We start from the raw sequence: 21,804 nt of genomic DNA on the forward strand, positions 1-21,804 counted from the left end.
CTCAAGGGACTTACCCTTGGTCTCCGGAGACATGAACAGGCAGACGACAAAGGCCACCGCGGTGAGGATCGCACCGAACAGCATGGTGGTCCCGGTGCCCAGCGAGGAGATGCTCAGCGGCAACAGGTAGGTGCCGGTGGCGGCACCGAAGCGGCTGACCGCGGTGGCGATTCCGACCGCCGTGGCCCGGAACTCGGTGGGGAACAACTCATTCGGATAGATCCACACCAGGATGCTCGGGCCGCCGGAGATGAACGTGTACGCACAGAACGCGGCGACCACGAACCACAGCGAGCCATCCGCCCACAGCCACAGCCCGGCCAGCGGAATCATCATCAGGCCCAACGGAATGACCGCAACCGGACGCCGGCCCCAGCGCTCCACCAGATACAGCGCCGGAATCGACCCGGCGACGGTGAGCCCGATGATCACCGTTTCGACCATCAGCCCCATCGGCCCCTCACCCGAGATCGAGAACCCCGCGAGGATCGAGGGTAGGAAGGTCAGCAGTGCGTACAGCGGTGTGACGACGGCCAGATACAGTGCGCTGCACATGATCAACCGGCGCAGGTACTGGCCGCGGAAGTACTTCCGGAGACTGACCCGCGGCCCGGCCGCGTCCTGGGCCGGGTCGTCGACCGCGACCGTGCTCAGATCGATTCTGGTGCCGTAGATCTTCTCCACCACCGCCTCGGCGTCGGCGACCCGCCCGTGCTGCAGCAGCCACCGGGGCGATTCGGGAATGCCCCGCCGCATCAGGATCACGATCACCCCGAGCACCGCGCTGGTCGCCAGCAGCAGCCTCCATTGGTCGTTCCCGCCCGTGACACCGACGAAAATCGTGCCGACGATGTAGGCGAACACCGCACCGGCCGACCAGGCCACCGCCGACATCCCGACCATCGCGCCACGTTTCTTCGACGGCGTGAACTCGGTGAGCAACGACGTGGCGATCGGATAGTCCGCGCCGATCGCGGCGCCGATCACGAAGCGCAGCACGATGAGTTGCCATGGCGCCTGGATGAACACGCACAGCGCACAGGCCACGACCAGGACCACGAGGTCGAGCGCGTACATCTTCTCGCGGCCCAGCCGGTCGGTGAGGAATCCGAACACGGTGGCCCCGAAGAAGATACCGATCAGCGAGGCCGCGCCGATCAGCCCGGCCTCGGCGGTTGACGGATTGAGCTCGCCGGTCACACCGAGCATCGCGACACCGATGATGCTCATCACGTAGCCGTCGAGGAACGGTCCGCCGCAGCACGCGGTCAGCAGTTTCGCGTGGAAGCCGCGCCGCGCCGGCCGGTCCATCACATCGAGTGAGCTCATATCGCTGGCATTCCTAGTCTTGTTCGGGGGCGTTGTTGAGCACGGCGTAGGCGAGCTGCTCCAGGAGCAACGCGGCTTCGCGTGGCGCGTCGAGGCTGACGTCGAGCACCTGCTTGGTGATGCGCAGCGCCAGCGGGGTGCGTTCGGCCAACTCGCGGGCGATCGCGGTGGCCTGCTCGACGTGGGCACCGGGACCGGTGACCTCGCTGACGATCCCCCACCGTTCGGCCTGATCCGCGTCGAACCTGCGGCCCCGCAACACCAGGTCTCGGGTCCGGCCGGCGCCGGCCGTCCGCACCATCCGGGTCACCCCACCCGAGGACGGCAGGATCCCGATCCCGATCTCGGGGAATCCGAAAACCGCTGCCGGGTCGGCGACCCTGATGTCGGCGGCCAACGCGAGTTCGAGCCCGCCGCCCAGGCAGTAGCCGGTGATGGCCGCAACGGTCGGCTGCGGCAGGCTCGCGAACACTTCGTAGACCGAACCCGACCCGCGGTAGTACTCGGCGATGGCCCGCGGGGTCATCTCCCGCAGCTCGGTCACGTCGGCCCCGGCCGAGAACACCTCGGGCCCGCCGGTGACGACGACCGCCCGGCTGGATTCGACCTCCGGGCTGCGCAGCGCCCGCAACAGTTCGGACTCCATGTGCGTGGACAACGCGTTGCGTTTGCGCTCGCGTCGCAACATCACCACGGCGACGGTGCCGTCCCGGTGAACCTCGACGGTCCCCTTGTTCTCGGCAGGCATGTCGCTACCGGGCCGCAGCCGGGACCGGGAAGGACAGCAGGTTGGTGAGGCCGCGCTTGTTGGCCTCGTTCGCGATGACCAGACGCTGGATCTCGGAGGTACCCTCCCAGATCCGGTCGACCCGCAGCTCACGCCACAGCCGTTCGACCGGGTAGTCACGGATGTAGCCCCGGCCGCCGAAGATCTGCACGGCCCGGTCGACCACCCGGTTCGACGCCTCGGACGCGGCCAGCTTGACCGTCGCGGCCTTGGCGTGCAGCGTCTTTCGCTGGTCGGCGTCATCGAGGTCGGCGTTGTCGAACTCCCACGCCACCTGGTGGGTGAGCGCCCGGTTGGTGGTGATGTCGACGACCGAATCGGCGATCATGCCCTGGATGAGCTGCCGGTTGATCAGCGGTTCGCCGCCCTGCACCCGCTCCCGGGCCCAGTCCACGGCCAGGGTCAGGGCCCGTTCGGCCGCGCCGATGGTGCGGGCGCCGATCATCAACCGCTCCTCGGTGAACCAGTCGCGGGTCAGCTCCAGGCCCGCGCCGACGCCGCCGAGCACGGCCTCGGGCCCGACCTTGACGTCGGTGAAGGTGAATTCGGGGTGCTCGTAGACGAAAGTGTGGGTGTAGCGGGGAATCTTGGTGATCTGCACACCCGGGGTCGCCACGTCGACCAGGAACATGGTCGGGGCGTTCTCGGGCTGAACATGGGCGAGCACGATCAGGTAGTCGGCGACGTCGCCGACCGTGACGAACCACTTCTCACCGTTGATCACGTAGCCGCCGTTGCCGTCCGGTGTCGCAGTGGTTTTCGCGGCGGAGAAGTCGGACCCGGCGTCGGCCTCGGAGATCGCGACCGCGTCGCGGCGGTCGCCGCGGGCGCCCGGGATCAGGTAGCGCTCGCGCTGCTCGGGCGTGGCGTGGGCCAGCGGGTTGGCCGGGCGCCACACCGCGTCCCACAACGCGTTGGTCAGCTTGCCCAGCTCGTCCTGCACCACCACCTGTTCGAGTACCGTGAGCCCGGCACCGCCGTATTCGGTGGGTGTGTTGATCGCCTGCAGGCCAGCATCGAGCACCGCGGCCTTGATCGAGGCGTGCGATTCGGCGCACAGGCCGTTGTTGCGTTCGCATTCCTCCTCGAACGGGATGATCTTCTCGGTGAGGGTCCGCGCGCGGTCCTTGAGTTCGATCAGGCGCGGGGTGTAGGCGAATTCCATGTCCTGGCAGTTCCTTTCAGATATCGGGCGTATTGTCCGGTCATCGGTGCAGCACGATGCGGGCGTCGAGCCCGAGGGTGCCGCGGGGTGTGGCGAGCAGCGGATTGATTTCCAGTTCGGCGATCTCGGGATGCGCCACCGCCACCTGGCTGATCGCCGCGATGGCCGCGGCCGCCGAGTCGAGGTCCACCGGGGGCCTGCCCCGGACGCCGCGCAGCAGGGCGGCGGCCCGCAGGTTCTCCAGCAGTCCCCTGGCGGTGGCCGGGTCGACGGGCGCCAGGGCGAACGCGACGTCGGCGAGCACCTCGGTGTAGACACCGCCGAGGCCGACCATGGCGACCGGCCCGAAACGTGGATCGCGTTGTACGCCCACGATCAACTCGACTCCGTCGGTGGTGTCGGCCATCGCCTCGACGCAGAATCCGGACGGGTTCAGGGTGTCGGCCATCCGGGTCAGCGCCGCGGCGAGGTCATCTGCGTCGGCCAGGCCCAGCGCGACGCCGCCGGAGTCGGACTTGTGCAGCAGGCCCATCGCCTTGAGCACCACCGGATACCCGATGTCCTGGGCTGCCGCGACAGCTTCGCCGGCGTCTGCGACCAACCGCGCGCCGGGGAAGGCCAGCCCGGCGGCGCGGAACAGCTCACGGGCATCCCAGTAGCCGGCCCCGGTGACCGGGTTGTCCGGCCGCACCGGCAGTTCGGGCAGCGGCCTCGGCGTCGTGCCGCGATGCAGGGTGGCCAGGGTGCCCGCGGCGTCCTCGACCGCGGAGAACACCGGAACCCCCTGTGCGGCGAGGACGTTGGCGGCCTCGCTGCCGGAGTGCATGGTGTGCACGACGACGGGCTTGCCGTGGCGGCGTGCGACATCGGCCATCGCGCCCGCGGCCTCGACCTCGGCGCGGGCCAGCCCTTCTCCGTAGCCGCCGTACCCGCCGAAGTACCCGGTCACCAGGACCGAGTCGATGGCGGGGCTGCTCAGCACGGTGTCGAGCACCGAGACGAACGAGGTGATGTCCTGTTCGCCGGCCCCGGCCAGGTCGACGGGATTGCCGACCCCGGCCGACGGGGTGAGCCTGGCCCGCAGTGCGGCCCGCACGTCGGTGCTGAACTCCGGCACGTTCAGCCCGGTGGCCTCCACGAGGTCGGACGCCACGCCTGCGTGTCCCCCGCCGTCCGCGATCACGCCGACCCGTTGCACCGCCGCGGCGCAATAGCTCAACAGGGTCACCGCGGTGTCGGCCAGCTGTCGTGGGCTGGCGACCCGGTACACGCCCGCCGCGTGGCAGGCCGCGTCGATCACGGCGCTGTCGGAGGTCAGTGATCCGGTGTGAGACTGCGCACCCCGAATCGAGGCCTCGCTACCGCCGACGGTCAACAGCACCACGGGTTTTCCGGCCGCGGCCGCCGCGGCGGCGGCCGAGACGAAGGCCCGGCCGTCGCCGAAGTCCTCGCAGTACACCGCGATCAGATCGGTTTCGGGGTGGTGAGCACAGGACTCGATCACGTCGGCCACGGCCAGGTCGGCCTGGTTGCCCAGCGATACGAACCGGGAGAAGCCGTGTCCGCGCGCGGCGAGGAATCCGCTGAGTTCGAGAGCCATGTTCCCGCTCTGCGACAGCAGCGCGATCCGGCCGGGCGGCAGCGGATTCGACGCGAGTGTGAGCGAGGTGCTCGAGTCCAGCACGCCGAGACAGTTCGGCCCGAGCAGCACCGCACCGGCCGCGCGGACCCGCTCGACGATGCGGTCCTGCACCGCCCGCCCTTCGGCGCCGAGTTCGGCGAAACCGGCTGTCACACCGACGATCGCGCGGGCCCCGGCGGCCAGCGCATCGTCTACGGCCTCCTCGAAGCCGTGGGCGGGCACCGTGACGACGACCAGGTCCACCGGTTCGTCCACTTCGGTGAGGTTGCGCACCGGCGGCCGGCCCAGGACCGACTCGCCTCGACGGTTGACCAGATGCACGGCGCGGTGCTCGGTCATCCGTAGCGCCTGCACGCTCAGCCAGTTGCCGTACTTGGTCTCGTCATTGCTGGCACCCAGCACCGCAACGGTTTTCGGGTCGAAGAGGGCCGTCAGGTCACGGGGGCCGCTCACCGGCCGGCCTCCGGCCGGGGCGCGGGGTGCCCGGCACCCCAGGCGTCAGACCCGCCGTCGATCACGATCGTGGTGCCGGTGACGTAGCTGCCCGCGGGCGAGGCCAGGAACGCGATCACCCCCGACACCTCCTCGGCGGTCCCGAGCCGGCCGAGGGGCACGGCCGCCTCCCATTCGGCGCGGGCGGCCTCGGTGTAGTTGTCCTCCATGCCCTCGGTGACGATGGTGCCCGGCGCGATACATACCGTGCGGATTCCGAACCGGCTCCATTCCAGCGAGAGGCCGGCCGCGAGGTTCTCCAGGGCGGCCCGCGCCGAGGTGGCGTGCACCATCGAGGCGATGCCGCGACGCGGCGAGAACGCCATGAAGAAGATCGACCCCGACCGCTGCGGGATCATGGCGCGCACCGCGACCTCGCGGGTCACCGCCCACGTCGCGTCGACCGCCAGTCGGTGCACGGCCCGCCAGCCCTTGCTGGTGATCTCTTCGGCGGGGGCGGCGAACTGCCCACCGGCATTGTTGACCAGGGTGTCGATCCGGCCGAACTCGCCGAGCGCCCGGTCCACCAGGGCGGTCACCTGATCCTCGTCGCGGATGTCGGCGGGCACCACGAGCGCCCGGGCGCCCAGCGCCTCGATGTCGGTGGCCGTTTTCTCCAGCGGCTCCTCGCGGCGTCCGCAGATCACCACATCGGCGCCGCAACGGGCCAGGTCCAGCGCGACCGCACGCCCGATTCCGGTTCCGCCGCCGGTGATCACTGCCACCGTCCCGTTGTGCACATCGGGCCGCAGCACCCGCGCCGCGCCGCCCTCGGCGCCCTCGTTTCGCATCGCCAAACCACCTCTTCGCCATCTGACTGATGGATCAGTTCTACCGTGACGCACCCCACAGCTGTCAAGGACCGCATCCGGGCTCACACCGAACAGCCACGGCTATTCACCGAATAACTCCAGCTACTAGACTCAGCGAGCAAACTGAATTCAACCCCGCACGAAGACGGTCAACGACCTGCTCGCACTGACTGATGCGTCAGTCAGAGGGATGTGATTTGATTGGGGCGTCAGACGAGCACCAGATCGCAGTTCGGGAGGATGTGTGACCGCTCAGCTCACCGAGGACATCCGGCGCACGGCCATTCTCGACGCCGCCGCCCAGCTCATCGCCGAGCGCGGTTACCACTCGGTGCGCATCTCGGATATCGCCGCGGTGGTCGGAACCAGCACCGGGGCGGTGCACTACTACTTTCCCGGGAAGAGCGATGTGCTCACCGCGGCGCTGCGCCACGCCTTGGACCGCGCGTTCGACCGGCAGAGCGACGAGCTGAAGAAGATCGACAACGCCCACGAACGGCTGCTCAAGCTCATCGACATGCAGCTGCCGCGGGTCGGTCCGTTGCGCGACGAGTGGTCGATCTGGATGCAGTTCTGGGCCGAGGCGACCATTCGTCCCGAACTGCGTCCGATCCACAACACGTACTACGCGCGCTGGCACGAGGCGGTCGGACGCATCGTCACGCGCGGACAACGGCAAGGCATCTTCCGCACCGACATCGATCCGGAGACCGTCGCGCACCGGTTGACGGCATTGACCGACGGTGTCGCGATCCAGGTACTCACCGGAGCGCCGAACATGACCGTATCGGCGATGAAGGAGATCCTCGCGCAGTTCGTCCAGGACGAGCTGATACCCCGCACCGCCGGATAGTCGCCAGGTCAGAGCGGATGCGCCTGACGGTGCCTGTCCCGCGCTCCGCGCAGTGCCAGCGGTGGGACGTAGTCACCGAGCAGGGTGCGATGCCACCACACGTGTTCGCGGCGGAGTTCGTGCGGCGTGCTGAACCGGTAACGGTAGAGCCGGGCCCGGACGAATCGTGGTGGAGCTTCCGGGAAGGGGTTGCGCCGCAGGAGATTCAGCGTGGGCGCGTCGCCCTGCAGCAGCCGCTCCAGGAAGGTCCGCAGCCACGGCTGCGCATAGGACGGTGAGATCGCGGCGAACCACATGAGCCAGTCCAGCCGCAGATGGTAGGGCGCGAACTGGCGCGGCCGGCGGTGCACATCGCCGGGCTTTCCCTTGAACTCGTACTCCCGCCACACCGTGTGCTCGGTCAACGTCGACTCCCCGGTTCCTTCGATCACCACCTCGTCGCGGGCCCGCCCGACCGCGCCGAACGCCCCGTAGGAGTTGACCAGGTGACAGCTGTTGTACGAGGCGTTCATTCGTTGCCGCTTGGACGCCAGATTGCGCACCGGCCAGTAGCTCAGGCACACGACCAGCGCGGTGAACATCACGACCACGGCGACGAACCACGGCGGCGTCGACGCGAACTGCGGTGGTGCCGTCACCGGCATCACCGCCGCCACCATCGAATCCGGGATCGCACTGCACGCCAGGACGATCGTCACCCAGTTCAGCCACGCGAAGTTACCGGACAGCACCAGCCAGAGCTGGGTGGCGATCACGATCACGCCGGCCACCCCCGCCACCGGCTGCGGCGCGAACAATGCAAACGGAACCACGAGTTGGGCAAAGTGGTTACCGGCCACCTCGATTCGGTGAATGGGCTTGGGCAGATGGTGAAAGAACCAGCTCAGCGGGCCGGGCATCGGCTGGGTCTCGTGGTGGTAGTACAGGCAGGTGAGGTTGCGCCAGCAGCGGTCGCCGCGCATCTTGATCAACCCGGCCCCGAACTCGACCCGGAACAGCAGCCATCGCGTCAGGAACAGCACCAGAATCGGCGGCGCGATGTCGTCGTTGCCCAGAAAGACCGCAAGGAACCCGGCCTCCAGCAGCAGCGACTCCCAGCCGAACGAGTACCAGACCTGACCCACGTTGACGATCGACAGGTACAGCGCCCAGATCAGCAGCCAGCTCAGCATTGCCGCCCACAGCGGCACCAGGTCCCCGACGCCCGCGACGAGCGCTGCCGCTATCGCCGCGCCGGTCCAGCACACGGCGGCGCAGAACCGGTCGGAATAGTGCAGATGGAAGACACTCGGGGTGTGCCGGAACGAATTCCGGCCGAGGAACCGGGGTATCGGCGACAGCCCGTGCTCGCCCAGGAGCGCACGGAACTGCCGGGCGGCAGCGACGAAGGCGATCAGGTAGATCGCCGCGGTCCCCCGCTGCACCACCTGCCTGGCCAACCAGTATTCGGGTGCCGTGAACCACTCCATCTGCGGACCTCGGACGATGCAGGTCTGACCTCATCACGGTACCCCGGCGGCCGCCGCTTCCCTACGACTTGAGATGTTCGAGGAAGAATTCGGTCGAAGCCGACGTCACCAGTTCGGCCCAGTGTCCGGCATATGCGTCGAAGTGCCCGCAATCGACGGTGAGGAGACGCTTGGGCTCCAAGGCCGATTCGTACGCCGCGAGCGCGAGGGCCGGGGCCGTCAATTGGTCACGCATGGCGACGATCATCAGCACCGGAGTCGGGCTGAGCCGGGGCAGATACAGTCCCGGCTCGTACCCGAAACACAGCTCGAGGCTGCGCGAGGTGATGCGGTTGTCGAACTGCGCATCGCGCGCCGCCACGCCGTTCGGCCCGAGGAAGTACTGATAGGAGTCCGGAGTCGGTAATGCCGAGTGTTCCAACGGATTCTCCGCGGCGATCGGGATGTAGACCGGCGATGCGCCGGATGCCCTGGCGACCCGCTCCTCGGCGAAACCCTCGTGCGCCGCCTGGCGCATGTCGCCCCTGATCACGTCGTACACCGTCCGGCTGCCACTGGTGAACGGCATCTGCCCGACGACCACCCGCACCCGCCGATCGATGGCACCGAGTACGAAAACATGGCCCGCGGACAGACTCGTTCCCCACGCACCGATCCGACGTGCATCGATCTCGGGTCGGCGTTGCAGGTAGGTCACCGCATGCTGGTAGTCACGAACCTGCTGGAAGGGGTCGGTCTCGTGGCGAGCACCCCCTGGAGCGGTGTCCTACCAACCCCAGTTGCGATGGTCATAGACCAACGTGTTGATCCCCGCATCGGCGAAAGCCTCCGCCTGGTCGCTGATGAAATGCGTCACCTCACCCGCCAGGCCATGGGCCATCACCACCCCCGGCCCTTCGCCGCCCGTCTCCGCGGGAAAGAACAAGCCGCGCAGTGTGACACCCTCCGCGTCGAATTCGACCCTCTCGCCTTGTGTCACTCCGCCGTCCTTTCATCGAGTCCTCGTCGTCGCTGGACACACTGGTCACGCATCCGCCAGAGATACGCACAAACACCCTCTGCCGCAACAACACTGCCGAAAGGCACCGTTTCGCAGGACTGTCGGCCGGGTCGGGTGATCGACGCAGGCGTCGGCAATAGCACCTGCCATAAAGCTCGCGAATGACCCGGATTCAGACATCGGCGGTCCACGACCTGCCAGCTCGGCACCGCACACGCACGATGGAGTGTCCGCCGCGGTGACATTCGGCGGGGACCGGCACGCAAAAATTTTTGCTAACGGTATCTGGGATTATTTTCATTAGTCGGGACGCTTGTTGAAAGTGACCGGCGAACGAGCCGGCATCACCCGCACAGCACTTCAGGAAGGCACTTCGATGACCCACTTCGCACCCGTTGAACCCGACACCGCCACCGGTGAAACCGCCGACTTGTTCCGTGAGGTCAAGAAATCCCTTGGCGCGGTGCCCAACATGGCGAAAGTCATGGTCAACAGCCCGACCCTGGTGAGGAGCTGGCTGGCCCTGGCCGGCGCCACCTCGGCAGGCACGATCGACCCCGCGGTGCGGGAGCGGCTGGCGATCGCCACGGCCCAACTCAACGGCTGCGAATACTGCCTGTCCGCGCACACCTACCTCGGCGCCAATGTGGCCAAGCTCGACGCGGACGAGTTGGACGCCGCCCGTCACGGCCGCTCAGCGGATCCGCGGGTCACGGCGCTGCTGGCCCTGTCACAGTCGATCGCCGAAAACGCCGGTGATGTGGACGAAGCCGAGATCAAAGCCGCAATCGAAGCCGGGGTGACCGAAGAGGAAATCGGCGAGTTGGTAGCCAATCTGGCCCTCAACGTGATGACGAACTACTTCAACGTCCTGGCCCGCACGGAGAACGAATGGCCGGTGGTCTCGATCTCCTGAACATCTCCGGCACGCGAACCCACCCGACCGGCTCGCGCCACCACATCTGCGGCGGCGCGAGCCGGTGCGGTTTCCGCGCTCGGCTCACCCCGACCGGCACGCGTAGCGATGGACAGTTTGGGCGGCCGGACCGTTCGTAACGGTGCCTGCTAATGCTCTATTTGAGGAGTACCGTTACGTAAGCGGATCTTCGCGGAGTCCACCGGCCCGGGATTGGAGGAGCCATCACGATGCCATCACCTCCCCCTTGGGACGACCAGCCCCTGCCGATAGCACTGGCGAACACGATCACCGTCGAGCGGCGCGGCGAGATCAAGGACCTTCTCGGCGAGCCCGTCGACCGGAACCGATGGCTCAGGGATACCACCGCCCGTATGCAGCTCTCTCCCGACCGTGCCCGCACCGATGCGTTCGACGCGGCCGCAGTCGCACGGTTGGTGTCGTTGCGCGACGCGGTCCGTACGCTCGCGGCGTCGCATACCCAGGATCCTCGAACCTTCGGCCGCTCACCGGTCCGAGACGTACGTTCGGCCACGTCGATCATCAACAGCGATTCCGCACTGACCGCCGTGTGGCCCGAGCTGCGCTGGAACGGCTCGATCGCCCGGCACCGCGACGTCTGGTCGGGCGGCACCTACATCGACGCGGTGATCACGGTCCTCGCGCGTCACACCATCGAACTCGCCGAGAGCCCGGAATGGGAACAGTTGTATCCCTGTGTGGCCCCGAACTGTGCGCATTTCTTCGTCAAGAACAATACTCGCCGTCAGTGGTGCTCGGCGGGGTGCGGAAACCGGGCCAGGGTGGCACGCCACACCCAACGAGCCCGCCACGCCTGACTTCTCGGCCGAGGCGTCGGCCCGAACAATGACCGTTGCACGATAACGCCCACGAAAGATGGGGTTTCGCAGGCGTTGTGGACCAGGTCACCGGATCGGCGCAGGATCGGCTCACACCGGGTGAGCATGAGGAGTCAGATGGAATCGACGGGTTCGGCCTGCCGCACAGTCACGATGCCAACACCCGCCGCGAACCGTCTCCCCCGAGCGCGACGCAGGGTTCGAGCGGATGGGTCGTGTGCACGCCATCCTCCAGCAGCGCCACCAGATGGCCGAGATCGCGCCTTCGTGAAGCGGCCGGCCACACCGCCCATGTTCGGACCCGGAGCGGATCTCCGGTCAGCCGGCGCCACGTGACGGGCGGTGGAAGCAGCCCCCGGCTGCTGGCGGGAGCCAGACCGAATGACCGCCCCAAACTGACGCTCGCGTATGCCACATCGGGACCCAACTCTTCGTGGTCTGCCGTCGACGGTTCGATGCGCAGCCCGTGACTACGCAGAATCGCCGTCAGTTCGTCGTAATAGGCCGGGCTGCTGTCGCGCGGGAACCCGTGCCAGTCCAGGCCCAGTCCGGCCAAAGACTCGAGGCGCACCTCGTCGGACGGGCCCAACCGGTTCGACTGGCATTCACTGAGGATCGCCCCGAGGGATTCATCGGCGATCAGCACCGCGTCGAGATCGGATTGCGATGGCCGGTGCCGGACCAGGCCCAGGTCCAGCCCTCCCGAACCGAGTGCCTCGATCTGCCGGGCCGTGGTCAGCTGACGGACCGCTATCGCCGTCGCCGGGTATGTCGCGACCAGCTGGGCCAAGGCTCCGCCGAGCAAACCGGGTGGCAAGCCGAACGGTATACCGAGACGGAGTGGCCGTTCGGTCGAACCCTGCGACATCGCGGCAACGGCCTGCTCGAAGCGGGCAAGTACCGCCCGCGCCTCGGAGATCAACAACTTGCCCGCCGCCGTGGTCACGACACCGGAGCTGGTGCGCTCGAGCAGCATGACACCGCACTGCTTTTCCAGCCCGCGAATGGTATGCGATATGGCCGGCTGGCTGAGATTCAGGCGTTGCGCCGCGCCGGCGAACCGCCCCTCCTCCACTACTGCGACAAAAGTTCTCAGTTCCCGCAAGTCCACGATCAATTCCCCGATCCCACCACACGGGGAACGACCGATATCACCTGCGCAGGTTCGTCACACTTATGGGCCATACAACCCATTCTGCCCCGAGTTGACGACGGTGGCCCAAAATTCCCAGCGCATTCACAGCAAGGCGTTATCGAGGCACTGGCAGACACCCTCAAAAAGCGCCGCCGGGGCGCCGGGGCCGCGGGCCGTATTCGTCATTCACATTAAATAATGGGTGGACAATCCCATACTTCCATCGGCTTACACAGCGGACGAGACATCAACACGATCGATCGCGCCGATAACTCGCATCGATCACGCCACCCTGCCCATCGCCCCTATAGTGGGCCATGCAACCCAAAAAATGGCCCGCCGCGGGCCGCGCGACGGTGCCATGGTGTGCCACCCGACGACCACTCATGAACGAACCTCAAGGAGTCGATATGACCCTCCGCTCAAACGGCCTCGGAGTCGAGCGCTTCATCAAGATCTCGACGATCGACGGAATCGCCGCGGTGCTGGGCCGTTACGGGCTCGTCCTGGTCATCGGATGGATCGGCGCCCTGAAGTTCGCCGACTTCGAAGCCCACCAGATCGCTCCCCTGGTGGCCAACAGCCCGTTCATGGGCTGGCTCTACGGCTTCCTCCCGGAGTACACCTTCTCCGCCCTGCTCGGTGTGTTCGAACTGGCCGCGGCAGTCCTGCTGGCCATCAAGCCGATCGCCCCCAAACTGTCGATCGGTGGGAGTCTGCTCTCCATCCTGCTTTTCCTGTCCACGATCAGCTTCCTGTTCAGCACGCCGGGCGTCGGCGAACCGGCCGGCGGTGGCTTCCCCGCACTGTCGTTGACCGGCGAGTTCCTGCTGAAGGACGTGCCGCTCCTCGGGCTGTCGTTCTGGACGCTGGCCGATGCGCTGAAAGCGGTTCAGCGCAAGGCGGGCATCCTCGCCGATTGACGAGAGAACCCCGACCGGTCACCCGGCCGATGAGGACCCGTCGCGATAGCCCTCAAGGAGCCGCAACCACACCTCGCTGATGGTGGGGAAGCACGGCACCGCATGCCACAACCGCTCGATCGGCACCCGCCCCGCGACCGCGATCGTCGCCGAATGCAGCATCTCGACGACACCGGGTCCGACGAAGGTGACACCGTGCAGGTAGCCACCGTCCAGGTCCACCACCATGCGGGCACGCCCCGCATAGCCATCCGCGTAGAAGTTCGCCCCCGAAACCGCCTGCCCCATATCGACGTCGACGATCCGAACCCGGTGCCCGCGCTGTTCGGCCTGCGCAGCGGTGAGTCCTACCGAACCGGCCTCGGGATCGGTGAAGAACGCCTGTGGCACTGCCAGCTGGTCGGCCGTCGCCACGTGCGCCCCCCACATCCCGGTGTCCAGCTGCCTGCCGCGCGCACGCGCACCGATCACCGCACCCGCGATGCGCGCCTGGTACTTGCCCTGATGAGTGAGAAGCGCTCTGTGGTTGGCGTCACCGAGGGCGTAGAGCCAGTGTCCGTCGATCCCGCGGGCCGCACCGCTGTCCTCGACGTCGATCCACGCTCCCGGAACCAGTCCGACGGTGTCGAGACCGATGTCGGCGGTGTTGGGCTCCCGGCCGGTCGCGAAGAGGATCTCATCGACCTCGATCTTGTCGCCGCTGTCCAGGACGACGCCGACCGGGCCACTGCCCTGCGGGCGGTGAAGTTCGGTGACCGCGACCCCCGTTCGGACCTCTACGCCGGCCTCGCCGAGCCCGCGGTCGACAAACTCTCCGACGAAAGGCTCCATCCTGGGTAGCAGGCCTTCACCGCGAGCCAGCAGAGTGACCTGCGCCCCGAGACCCTGCCATGCGGTGGCCATCTCGACCCCCACCCCGCCCCCGCCGACGACCGCCAGCCGGGGCGGGACGGCACTGCTGTCGGTGGCCCGCCGGTTCGTCCATGGCCTCGCCTCGGCGACACCGGGAATGTCGGGTACGGCGGCGGTACTTCCGGTGCACACGATCACCGCATGACGGGCGGTCAGCACGACGGTCCGCTGGTCTGGCGTCGCCACCGTCACCCGGCGCGGACCGTCAAGGCGTGCATGGCCCCGGAAGAGATCCACCCCCATTCCCGCGACCACGTCGACCAACGAGCTGTCGTCCCAGTTGGTCACGTAACGATCGCGTCGTCCGAATACTCCTGCCGCGGAGATGGAACCGCTGACGGCTTCGCGCGCACCGTCCACGTGCCTGGCGTCGGCCAGGGCAAGCACCGGCCGCAGCAGCGATTTGCTCGGAACGCAGCCCCAGTAGTTGCACTCACCGCCGACCAGCTCGCGCTCCACGAGCGCGACGGACAGCCCTTCGGCGTGCACCCGATCCGCGGCAGTGATGCCGACCGGTCCGCCGCCGAGCACAATGGCGTCGTAAACATGGCCGGTGCCACCGTCATTCGATCCGGCTGTGGGCGCTGTCTCTGCTGTCATCGCAACTTCTTCCTTTTCCGGTTGGCGGAATCTGACTCTGTGTGTGCGCATGGTCGACGTTCATCGATGGTGCCCAGGCCAGACTGTCGCGCAGGAGTTCGTCGGCATCGAGTCCACGGTCGATTCCGTGGGCGATGACGGTCTGTCCCGGTTCCAGGTGCAACCGTTCATCGTCGAGGTAGACGTCGATCTTGTCCGGCTCGAACGAGACCAGATTGCGCACCCGCTCCGCCTCGGTCCATGCGTTGGTGTAGGACCACGCCGACCGCCGCCGGTCTCCGACGGAGTAGTAGCTCGCCAGGCCCTTGTACGGGCAGAAGGTCTGCCCGTCGTCGGGTCGCAGTGCGGACTCGTCGATGTCCTGACGGTGCACATACCATCGGGGCGCAAAGCCGGATTCGTAGAGCACCACTGGACGGCTGGTGTCGGCGATCACCCTGCCACCATCCCGGACCACCAGATGCCTGGCGGTCGAGCGGACGTCGATTCGGTGGTAGGCATCGGCGGCGTGTCCCAGGATGCGTTCGTCCTCTTCGTAGAACGCATCCATGGCCCGCCAGGCGAACGCGACGCATCCGGCCAACACGGTGGCGTACTCGGGTAGCGAATCGAATTGCCAGGCAGCACGTTTGACTTCACAGTCCGCCGTCCGCACACCAAACCACTTCGTCGGCCCGAGGTCGGCGTGTTGGGTCACGACATCCTCCTCGACCAGGAGGCGCTCGCAGATGTCCCGGCGTGGGAAGTAGGCAACCGGATAACGGCCGGGCTCGTGCAGCAGCACGACGTTCTGGCTGTCGGCGACCCATAGGTCGCCCAGTCTCACCCGCATCCTGCGCCGCAGCGGTTCGGCGAACAGCAGGCGCGGAAGCGGCTGCGGAGTGAGGAAGTGCCCCACCGATTTCAGCGAAAGCGGTCCCTGCTGCCAAGCCAGACCCATGATGATTTCCTTCCACTCCACCTCGGGTCACCCGCCACTCCATCCGCCGCGTCGGTGCTCGACAGAACGAGCGTCGCCCGGCCGACCGGCAATCGGCCGAGGGGTCGAAAAACGGGCCCAGCCGGCCCTCGCACGAGGTCAGGCCGACTTATGGGTCAATACTCCCAGTATTCTGGGCCATCACACCCAGATTGTCCATGCCTGGTTTTCCGCGCTTCCGTGACCGGGCGCGGCAGCCCAGTCGATGCTCCGGAGCTAGGAGGCGCTTCTGGATCGAGGGCTCGGAGAGATCCGTTTGCCTGCCGTCGGAGCGAATGACGCGACGTAGTCGATGGCCGCACCCGCCACCAGGCGGAACGGCTGGGGCGATCCGGTCACATGGGTCAGCATGGTGCCGCCCTGGTGCGCCGCGACCAAGGCGACCGCGAGATGGCGGGGGTCGGACTCGGCCACCAGATCACCGCGAGCGCGCATCGCACACAACCCGTCCTCGAACACCGACAGCCAGCGGTCGTAACCCGCGGCGAGCACGTCCAGCGTCGCATCATCGGCTTCGAGGAGTTCTCCGGTCAGCGAGCCGTACACGCATCCGTTGCGCAGATAACCCGGCCCCGCCTCGGTCCAGTTCAGATCGGCCCATGTCCGCAACGACTGGAGACTGTCGAGATGACCGAGCTTCGGCTGCTGATGAAATGCCATGATGAAAGCGGTGCGTGCCTGTACGACCCGGCGGGTGAGTTCCTGTTTGTCGGCGAAGTAGTGCGAGATCTGCGATCCGCTGACGCCCAGCGCCTTTCGCACGTCGTCGAGACTCGTACCGCTGACCCCACGCTCGAACATCAGCTCCGCCGCACCTTCGACGATGCGGGCCCGGGTCGCCACACCTTTACGGGTGTACTGCGTGTCGGCGGCGGACTCGGTCACCGCGACGATCTTCCGGCGCTTACGCGGTTTGCGGGGCCGACGCGGGACGCGCTCGTCGGGGTCGGCGGCGAAGAGGCGTAGATAATTGACCACAAAGCGGGTGACGTCGACGAGCGGCCACTCCTCACGGTACGCATTGGTCAACATGCCACCGCCCTGGTGCAGACACACCACCGTCAGGGCGAGCTCTCGCGGGTTAGCCGTCTTGCGGAGCACCCCGCGGCTTTTCATCCGGGCGAAGGAGTCCTCGAGCAGAGTCACCCAACGCCAGTATCCGTCGGCAAACGTCTTCTTGGTCGCATCGTCGTACTTCGCCAACTGGCCCACCAGCGCGTGGTAGGTCGCGGTTCCCCGGTGACCGATCTTGCGCAGATACCGTAGGTTGAGTTCGCCCCAACGTTCCCAGTCCTCGAAGGTGTCCAGCCCGCCCACTTTGGGTTGCCGGTGAAACTCCAGCACACCTTCGATCTGCCGGCCCACAACCGCACGGATCAGATCCTGGCGGTCGATGAAGTAGTGGGCCATCTGCGAACCGCCGACCGACGCCTCGTCGCGCACCTTGTCCATGCTGAGGCCGGACAAGCCCTCCGCGAGCAGCACGTTCGCCGCCGCTCGCAGGATGCGCTCACGGGTTGCCAGCCCCTTGGCCGTGAATACCCTCGAATCCGGGTCGTTCGTTGTAGCCATTTGGGCACGAGGATACCCGCGGTACCGCTTCTGGGCGGCAGAACCCCACTGCCGGCAAGTCGGCGACCGGGCGATTCTCAGATTTATGGGCCAGTCAGCCCATTACTTCATCCTCCGGGCAGCAGACCGCCCGCCCGACCGTTCGGGTCCCCGAGATCAGTGACAGTAGCGATGCAGTGCGTAGTCGAGAGCCTGTCGATAAAGCGGGTCAAGGTGGCGTTGATCCGAGACGGCCGTCTTGGCCTGCGCCAGGTCGCCGGGGCATGTCGTCGCGTGCAGGACGTTCCACTGCTCGGCGATATCGTCGACGATCGACTGGTTGAGCTGATTGATCTCGTCCCGAGACGACGACAGGTCGGGGGCCGAGCGCGGAGCTTGGCCGGGGTTGATCTTCCAACCCGCGAATCGGCTGTGCTCCAACGAATCGGTGGCATCGATCTGATCCCGGAAGACATCGTGCACGAAGCCCGGCTCGACGTGTCTGGTCGCCGCCAACGTGCCGACCGAGTCGAGCACCTGTTGCTCCCTGGCCGGGTCGTCGACCGAGCCACCCGTGAGGTATTTCGTAGCGGCGACCGGATCGGCGGTCTGCAGTCGCTGCGCCGCATCGTCGACCAACTTGGCAAGCGGCCCGGGAGCGTCCGCCCCGGCGATGGCCCCGCTTGAAACCGGCATCAGGCATAACGCGGCAACCATTGCCACTGCCACCGTCACCACACGCATGAGTGTCCCTCCGTAGATCCCGTTCTGGTCGTTTCCGCCGGCCCGTTTGACGCAACCGCGCGGCTATTCGAAGTCGCACCCCGGATTCGGCACGCTGTCCGAGGTCGGGGCACCCTCGGGGTCGAGGTAGGTGACCTCGAGGATCACCGGCGTTGTACCGAGATTTCGGGCCAGATGGACGTGGTCGGCCCCGGTGGGATCGGTGATCGGGTCGCCCGCGTTGTACAACCCGTCCTGCCGGCAGTCCGCGGAGTAGTGGGTCAGCTGGCCCGCCTTGACGATTCCGTAGATCTCACCGCGGTGGGTATGCCATCCGGTACTTCCCCCCGGGGCAAGAGTGATGTCGGAGACGATGTAGTCCTTGCCCCCGGTGGTGTGTTTGGACAGCACCACCGCAGTCGCCCCGACGGGCGGCGTGGCCCCGGCATCGGGCGCCACCGCCGCAGCTATCAGCGCCACCGAAAGGCACGCGGTCGCCGTCGCCGCCACCCGGCGGATTGTTGTCATCCCTTGCCTCCGAACCATCGACGAGCTGATCACCACCATTGAGTGGGTTACTCCGCCCACAATAATGGCTGACGCCGTGCAGCACGCCGGCGGACGGGCCGGCTTGATTCATGTCCGGCTTCAACGATAGTTATGTCTCACAGCAGTTCCCGTGCTGATCCGGTTGGGACACAATATGAGTGGTGCTCGCCATGGCTTCACGACGACAAGGGTTCGCGCTGACGGAAGTTTCGGCGTCCTGATTGGTATCGTTGATGACGGCTCGGTCCGCTACCCGGGTTCCGGCCGGATCACGTAGGGAGCGGCGCGTGCAGGGCGAAGTACTGAGTACGTCGCCATCGATCGACGCCGACCTGACGGGGTCGCTCGACACCTCCATGGCGCGGGCCCCGGCCGGGAGGGGTTGAGCTGTGGGGATGGGGGTGCCCGCGGATGCGGCGAGCGGTACGTCCGGCCCGATCGACGACCTCGTGCGCCGGCTGACCTCGACCGCTGCCACCACGGTGCTCATCGACGGTCGTTCCGGGTCGGGCAAGTCGACGTTGGCCGGGCAGCTGTGCCGCAACTGGTCCGGCAGCGAGTTGGTCAGGCTGGACGACATCTATCCCGGGTGGGATGGTCTGCGATGGGCAACCGAGCACACCCGGGCCGCGCTGCTCCAACCCCGCGCCGAGGGGCGTCCCGGACGTTGGCGACGATGGGACTGGACCAACCGAATCCCGGGAACGTGGCAGGTCGTCGAGCCCACGACCCGCCTCGTGGTCGAGGGCGTCGGGATCCTCACCGCATCGAGCCGGTCGTTGGCAGACCTGGCCGTATGGGTCGATGCCGACGACGCCGACCGCAAACGGCGGGCACTGCGCCGTGACGGCGAGTCCTACGCACCACACTGGGACCGCTGGGCGGTGCAGGAGGACGAGTTCATCCGCACCCATGAGCCTCGGCGTCACGCCGACTTGATCGCCTCGTCGGTATCCGGGACATTCACTTTCACGGCCCAGGATGGCACCGAATAGGCTGCGCGGCCACCAATTCCGCCATTGCCCCGCTACCCCGCGGGCACGGACGGCCGAAGGCCGCTCCCGGTGCGATTCACGATGCGCTACATTCGGGTGCACGTGAAACGCGGGAGCTCGGGTGCACCGGGCTGAGAGGGTGGCTGTCTCGCCACCGACCGCCTGAACCTGACCGGATAATGCCGGCGTAGGGAGAGAATCCGATGTGGAGTGTGATTGGCCGGCTGCGCCTCGACGGTCGTCGAGCATCGCACCGCGAGGTCGCACCGACCCTGGTCGAACCCGCCCCTCGCGTGTTGGGGGTATTCGATCAGGTGGGGCTGTGGGGAAACCTCGGGGTGAGTCTGCTCGGGTTCACCGGCGCTGCGGTGGTTCTCCAACCAAACGGACCGGGCACACCGCAGCTGTCGCTGATGGCCGCCCTGCTGGCCACCATCGTGGGCACCGCGCTCGGAGCGGCCGCCATCGCGGTATCGGCGATACCCGGAGCCCAGACGGGCGCACCCGCCATGGTGTTGTTGCGCGGCCTGCTCGGGGCGCGGGTGTCCTATTTGCCGACGGCGCTGAATATCCTGCAGATGGTCGGCTGGGGCACATTCGAGTTGGTCACCATCGCCACGGCCGCGTCCACCGTTCTGCCCGCCGTGCCTGCGTGGGTCTTCGTGCTGGCCGGCGGCGTCATCACTACCGTGCTGTCGCTCTACCCGCTGGGCGCCGTCCGGGTACTCCGGAAATACGTCACCGCGGCGGTGGCGGTCGCCCTGATCTACCTCTTCTTCGAGTTTCTCAACCGGCCCCTGCCTTCGATGACGGCGGGGACGTGGTCGGGCTTCGGCATCGCGGTCGACACCACGGTGGCGGTCGCCGTGTCCTGGGTGCCGATGGCCGCCGATTACGCACGACATTCCCGCAGCTCCACGGCCGCGTTCACCGGCGCCTTCGTCGGCTACGGCGTGACTCAGGTCGCCTGCTACGCACTGGGGTTGCTGGCCCTGGTCACCGTTGCCGCCGACGAGACCCAGATCTTCGCCGCATTCATCGCGGTGCCACTCGGCGGGATCGCATTCGCGGTGCTGGCGCTGCGAGAACTGGACCAGTCGTTCGCCAACGTCTACTCGGCCACGATATCGACGCAGAATCTACGGCCCCGCTGGGACCGGCGGCTGCTGGCCGTCGCGATCGGCGTCCTGATCACTCTGCTCGCGTTGGCGGTGAACATCTACGGGTACGCGAGTTTCCTGTCGCTTATCGGCTCGGTGTTCGTACCCCTGTTCGCGGTTCTGGCGGTGGACTATTTCTGCTTCTCCGGCCGACGTGGGTGGAATCTGACGCTCGACTCACCGTCGCGCTGGCCGATGCTCGCGCCGTGGGTGCTGGGCTTCGTCACCTATCAGTTGATCTACCCGGGCCAGGTCGGTTGGTGGGCCGGCGCCTGGGGGCACCTCGCGCAACTGATCGGCTTCAGCCCTCGTCCGTGGATGAGTGCGTCCATCCTCTCGTTCGTGGTCGCGGCGGTGCTCACCCTGGTGATCGGTGGCGTCGCCGGAATTACCGGCCGCCGGTCGCGGGGCCCGGACGCCGAGGGGGTACCGAACGCGCTTCGCGTTTCGGATCGCTTCGCATGATCAGCCGTGCGGACAACCGATCGACGGGATGGATGACGGCGATTCAAATCCGGCAACGGGAGGCCGGAAACGAGCCCGTGACGCCAACGGGGCCGAGCTGTGGCGAACTGTCGTAACGGTGCGGCGATCGTCGGCGGCGACGGCGTTCGGGCCGGACGATCGGCGAAAGATGAGGTCCAGGCCGAGCCGGGACGGTTCGGGTGCGAGACCCACCGTCGGGGCGTCCACACATCGACCGCCCAGCTACCAACGACCGGATCCGGCATTCGACCAGGGCCCGCCGTGCGCTCCCTCGCACCGCGGCACTTTCTTCGAGTTCGTCACAATCTTGCTCGTAATATCGACGGGTGAGCGCAGACATACTCGGCGTCTTGATCGCCGAACTTCCCGACGGTGTCGTGGTCACCGACCCCGACATCCTGGCCTCCTACCGCCAGGACCGCGCCGCCGATCCAACCGCGGGCACACCCCTGGCAGTGGTCCGCCC

The 21,804-nt window shown here is 67.1% G+C and carries 21 protein-coding genes and 1 riboswitch; of the genes, 7 read left to right on the forward strand and 14 right to left on the reverse strand.

Annotated features, from left to right (window positions below; all coding sequences use genetic code 11):
• The 5 genes from ACWDTP_RS26210 to ACWDTP_RS26230 form a co-directional block, all read right to left on the reverse strand.
• The coding region (locus ACWDTP_RS26210; protein WP_450025228.1) for an MFS transporter at window positions 1-1,329 on the reverse strand (1,329 nt) is incomplete at its 3' end.
• Window positions 1,330-1,342: 13 nt separating this feature from the next.
• Window positions 1,343-2,077 carry an enoyl-CoA hydratase/isomerase family protein gene (locus ACWDTP_RS26215; RefSeq protein ID WP_450025230.1) on the reverse strand — a complete coding sequence of 245 codons (735 nt, stop codon included), beginning with the start codon at window positions 2,075-2,077 and terminating at the stop codon, window positions 1,343-1,345.
• A gap of 4 nt (window positions 2,078-2,081) precedes the next feature.
• On the reverse strand, window positions 2,082-3,281 hold the full coding sequence (locus ACWDTP_RS26220) for an acyl-CoA dehydrogenase family protein (RefSeq protein ID WP_450025232.1): 1,200 nt from the start codon (window positions 3,279-3,281) through the stop codon (window positions 2,082-2,084).
• A 40-nt stretch (window positions 3,282-3,321) separates the two neighbouring features.
• On the reverse strand, window positions 3,322-5,376 hold the full coding sequence (locus ACWDTP_RS26225) for an acetate--CoA ligase family protein (protein ID WP_450025233.1): 2,055 nt from the start codon (window positions 5,374-5,376) through the stop codon (window positions 3,322-3,324).
• Window positions 5,373-6,206 carry an SDR family NAD(P)-dependent oxidoreductase gene (locus tag ACWDTP_RS26230; RefSeq protein ID WP_450025235.1) on the reverse strand — a complete coding sequence of 278 codons (834 nt, stop codon included), beginning with the start codon at window positions 6,204-6,206 and terminating at the stop codon, window positions 5,373-5,375. Before ACWDTP_RS26230 ends, ACWDTP_RS26225 begins: the two co-directional genes overlap by 4 nt.
• Before the next feature lie 265 nt (window positions 6,207-6,471).
• Between ACWDTP_RS26230 and ACWDTP_RS26235 the strand changes: the two genes are divergently transcribed.
• On the forward strand, window positions 6,472-7,080 hold the full coding sequence (locus tag ACWDTP_RS26235; RefSeq protein ID WP_450025237.1) for a TetR/AcrR family transcriptional regulator: 609 nt from the start codon (window positions 6,472-6,474) through the stop codon (window positions 7,078-7,080).
• 8 nt (window positions 7,081-7,088) lie between these two features.
• On the opposite strand, the gene ACWDTP_RS26240 is transcribed toward ACWDTP_RS26235, so the two are convergent.
• The 3 genes from ACWDTP_RS26240 to ACWDTP_RS26250 form a co-directional block, all read right to left on the reverse strand.
• Window positions 7,089-8,549, reverse strand: a complete 1,461-nt coding sequence (locus ACWDTP_RS26240) for a lipase maturation factor family protein (RefSeq protein WP_450025239.1) — start codon at window positions 8,547-8,549, stop codon at window positions 7,089-7,091.
• A gap of 61 nt (window positions 8,550-8,610) precedes the next feature.
• Window positions 8,611-9,246 (reverse strand): alpha/beta hydrolase, encoded by a 636-nt coding sequence (locus tag ACWDTP_RS26245; RefSeq protein ID WP_450025241.1) that lies wholly within the window; start codon window positions 9,244-9,246, stop codon window positions 8,611-8,613.
• Window positions 9,247-9,315: 69 nt separating this feature from the next.
• Complete coding sequence (locus ACWDTP_RS26250) at window positions 9,316-9,528, reverse strand: hypothetical protein (protein WP_450025243.1); 213 nt, start codon at window positions 9,526-9,528, stop codon at window positions 9,316-9,318.
• Window positions 9,529-9,925: 397 nt separating this feature from the next.
• Here ACWDTP_RS26250 and ACWDTP_RS26255 point away from each other — a divergent pair, with 397 nt between their 5' ends.
• On the forward strand, window positions 9,926-10,465 hold the full coding sequence (locus tag ACWDTP_RS26255) for a carboxymuconolactone decarboxylase family protein (RefSeq protein WP_450025245.1): 540 nt from the start codon (window positions 9,926-9,928) through the stop codon (window positions 10,463-10,465).
• A gap of 230 nt (window positions 10,466-10,695) precedes the next feature.
• Entirely contained in the window at window positions 10,696-11,304 is a 609-nt protein-coding gene (locus ACWDTP_RS26260) for a CGNR zinc finger domain-containing protein (protein WP_450025247.1), read from the forward strand.
• 169 nt (window positions 11,305-11,473) lie between these two features.
• Here ACWDTP_RS26260 and ACWDTP_RS26265 read toward each other — a convergent pair whose 3' ends face one another.
• Window positions 11,474-12,436: a LysR family transcriptional regulator gene (locus ACWDTP_RS26265; RefSeq protein WP_450025249.1), complete on the reverse strand. Its 963-nt coding sequence runs from the start codon at window positions 12,434-12,436 to the stop codon at window positions 11,474-11,476.
• Window positions 12,437-12,870: 434 nt separating this feature from the next.
• Between ACWDTP_RS26265 and ACWDTP_RS26270 the strand changes: the two genes are divergently transcribed.
• A complete protein-coding gene (locus tag ACWDTP_RS26270) occupies window positions 12,871-13,383 on the forward strand; it encodes a YkgB family protein (protein WP_450025251.1) in 513 nt (170 codons plus the stop codon).
• An 18-nt stretch (window positions 13,384-13,401) separates the two neighbouring features.
• Here the strand turns inward: ACWDTP_RS26270 and ACWDTP_RS26275 are convergent, their stop codons facing one another.
• The 5 genes from ACWDTP_RS26275 to ACWDTP_RS26295 form a co-directional block, all read right to left on the reverse strand.
• Window positions 13,402-14,895 carry a dihydrolipoyl dehydrogenase family protein gene (locus tag ACWDTP_RS26275; protein WP_450025253.1) on the reverse strand — a complete coding sequence of 498 codons (1,494 nt, stop codon included), beginning with the start codon at window positions 14,893-14,895 and terminating at the stop codon, window positions 13,402-13,404.
• The gene (locus ACWDTP_RS26280) at window positions 14,858-15,835 is read right to left on the reverse strand and encodes a DUF427 domain-containing protein (RefSeq protein WP_450025255.1); all 978 of its coding nucleotides are present in this window, start codon (window positions 15,833-15,835) and stop codon (window positions 14,858-14,860) included. Before ACWDTP_RS26280 ends, ACWDTP_RS26275 begins: the two co-directional genes overlap by 38 nt.
• Window positions 15,836-16,090: 255 nt before the next feature.
• Entirely contained in the window at window positions 16,091-17,446 is a 1,356-nt protein-coding gene (locus tag ACWDTP_RS26285) for a TetR/AcrR family transcriptional regulator (RefSeq protein WP_450025257.1), read from the reverse strand.
• 156 nt (window positions 17,447-17,602) lie between these two features.
• Complete coding sequence (locus ACWDTP_RS26290; RefSeq protein WP_450025259.1) at window positions 17,603-18,169, reverse strand: chorismate mutase; 567 nt, start codon at window positions 18,167-18,169, stop codon at window positions 17,603-17,605.
• Window positions 18,170-18,232: 63 nt separating this feature from the next.
• Complete coding sequence (locus tag ACWDTP_RS26295; RefSeq protein ID WP_450025261.1) at window positions 18,233-18,676, reverse strand: cupin domain-containing protein; 444 nt, start codon at window positions 18,674-18,676, stop codon at window positions 18,233-18,235.
• A gap of 416 nt (window positions 18,677-19,092) precedes the next feature.
• Here ACWDTP_RS26295 and ACWDTP_RS26300 point away from each other — a divergent pair, with 416 nt between their 5' ends.
• From ACWDTP_RS26300 to ACWDTP_RS26310, 3 genes are all read left to right on the forward strand, one after another.
• Window positions 19,093-19,692 carry a hypothetical protein gene (locus ACWDTP_RS26300; RefSeq protein WP_450025263.1) on the forward strand — a complete coding sequence of 200 codons (600 nt, stop codon included), beginning with the start codon at window positions 19,093-19,095 and terminating at the stop codon, window positions 19,690-19,692.
• Window positions 19,693-19,791: 99 nt separating this feature from the next.
• A riboswitch (TPP riboswitch) is annotated at window positions 19,792-19,905 on the forward strand.
• Window positions 19,896-21,317, forward strand: a complete 1,422-nt coding sequence (locus ACWDTP_RS26305) for a purine-cytosine permease family protein (protein WP_450025265.1) — start codon at window positions 19,896-19,898, stop codon at window positions 21,315-21,317. (Overlaps the previous riboswitch by 10 nt.)
• Before the next feature lie 359 nt (window positions 21,318-21,676).
• Window positions 21,677-21,804 (forward strand): hypothetical protein (locus tag ACWDTP_RS26310; protein ID WP_450025267.1); only part of this gene is annotated, 128 nt, incomplete at its 3' end.

The organism is Mycobacterium sp. NPDC003449, assembly GCF_053588415.1.

Coding starts and splice junctions, on each gene's coding strand:
- ACWDTP_RS26215 (WP_450025230.1), bottom strand. CDS start 2,077: ATGCCTGCCGAGAACAAGGGGACCGTCGAGGTTCACCGGGACGGCACC.
- ACWDTP_RS26220 (WP_450025232.1), bottom strand. CDS start 3,281: ATGGAATTCGCCTACACCCCGCGCCTGATCGAACTCAAGGACCGCGCG.
- ACWDTP_RS26230 (WP_450025235.1), bottom strand. CDS start 6,206: ATGCGAAACGAGGGCGCCGAGGGCGGCGCGGCGCGGGTGCTGCGGCCC.
- ACWDTP_RS26240 (WP_450025239.1), bottom strand. CDS start 8,549: ATGGAGTGGTTCACGGCACCCGAATACTGGTTGGCCAGGCAGGTGGTG.
- ACWDTP_RS26255 (WP_450025245.1), top strand. CDS start 9,926: ATGACCCACTTCGCACCCGTTGAACCCGACACCGCCACCGGTGAAACC.
- ACWDTP_RS26260 (WP_450025247.1), top strand. CDS start 10,696: ATGCCATCACCTCCCCCTTGGGACGACCAGCCCCTGCCGATAGCACTG.
- ACWDTP_RS26270 (WP_450025251.1), top strand. CDS start 12,871: ATGACCCTCCGCTCAAACGGCCTCGGAGTCGAGCGCTTCATCAAGATC.
- ACWDTP_RS26275 (WP_450025253.1), bottom strand. CDS start 14,895: ATGACAGCAGAGACAGCGCCCACAGCCGGATCGAATGACGGTGGCACC.
- ACWDTP_RS26280 (WP_450025255.1), bottom strand. CDS start 15,835: ATGGGTCTGGCTTGGCAGCAGGGACCGCTTTCGCTGAAATCGGTGGGG.
- ACWDTP_RS26285 (WP_450025257.1), bottom strand. CDS start 17,446: ATGGCTACAACGAACGACCCGGATTCGAGGGTATTCACGGCCAAGGGG.
- ACWDTP_RS26290 (WP_450025259.1), bottom strand. CDS start 18,169: ATGCGTGTGGTGACGGTGGCAGTGGCAATGGTTGCCGCGTTATGCCTG.
- ACWDTP_RS26295 (WP_450025261.1), bottom strand. CDS start 18,676: ATGACAACAATCCGCCGGGTGGCGGCGACGGCGACCGCGTGCCTTTCG.
- ACWDTP_RS26300 (WP_450025263.1), top strand. CDS start 19,093: ATGGGGGTGCCCGCGGATGCGGCGAGCGGTACGTCCGGCCCGATCGAC.
- ACWDTP_RS26305 (WP_450025265.1), top strand. CDS start 19,896: ATGTGGAGTGTGATTGGCCGGCTGCGCCTCGACGGTCGTCGAGCATCG.